2 protein-coding genes are annotated in these 775 nt (G+C 35.2%); both read right to left on the bottom strand.

The features are described 5' to 3' along the window. Positions 1-202: 202 nt before the first annotated feature. Positions 203-586 carry a hypothetical protein gene (locus tag QRD02_RS14310; protein ID WP_290255642.1) on the bottom strand — a complete coding sequence of 128 codons (384 nt, stop codon included), beginning with the start codon at positions 584-586 and terminating at the stop codon, positions 203-205. Further along, positions 570-775 (bottom strand): hypothetical protein (locus tag QRD02_RS14315; protein WP_290255643.1); only part of this gene is annotated, 206 nt, incomplete at its 5' end. The genes QRD02_RS14315 and QRD02_RS14310, both read right to left, overlap by 17 nt.

Here is a 775-nt window from a genome sequence, read left to right on the forward strand (position 1 = left end):
GAAGTAAGTTTATCAGCACGTATTCCTAAGATGTACATTTATTGGATTGTTTTTATTAAGCTTGATGGCAACGTTTAGTATAACCGCAGTTACGGGATAAATTTAATGTTTTTCGGCTAAGCACCGACGGTAGCAATTACGCGTGGATTCGGACGCAGTCGAATCCGCCGTAATTGCGGTTATACATTGTTGTAAAACGTTTTTATTCCGCGGCGTAAGTTTGGTTAAAAGTTTTTACTCTATTGCGTTCTTCTTTATTTAAAACTCCAAAAATCCAAACAGGAATTAGTAGTCCGCACGCAACTGTAAAAATTCCAATTATTGTTTTCATTTCGGAAATCATTTGCATTACAAAATAAAGTCCGACCATAGTACCTACAAAAAATATAATTCCAGAAAGTATTGAAATCAATTTGGATTCTTTTGCGTAAAATTTATTTGGCTCAAGATTAAAATTCAAATAACATTTTTCACATTCAACCTTTTTTGCTTTTCCATTCTCCATTGCAAATTCAATCCGAGTTCCCGCATCAGTTTTCACGCGGTTTTCGTGATTACATTTTGGACATTTATAATAAACTCTCATTTATATTCAAATGTTTTACAACGGTTTGGCTATGGTTTGTTGCGGAAAATGTCCGAAGGACTTTTCCGCTGTAGCTGAAAGATAGCAAAACGGCGAGAATTTTCGGCAGAAAATTCCGCCGCAATGAACTATAGCCGGTGTTACCTACAGTTTTTTTCTTTCGTTCCAGGTTAAACTTTTTAAATTTCG

Source organism: Aequorivita aurantiaca, from assembly GCF_030410135.1.
GTDB lineage: Bacteria > Bacteroidota > Bacteroidia > Flavobacteriales > Flavobacteriaceae > Aequorivita > Aequorivita aurantiaca.

Excerpts from the sequence above, each read along its gene's own strand:
- QRD02_RS14310 (WP_290255642.1), bottom strand. The coding sequence starts at position 586 with ATGAGAGTTTATTATAAATGTCCAAAATGTAATCACGAAAACCGCGTG.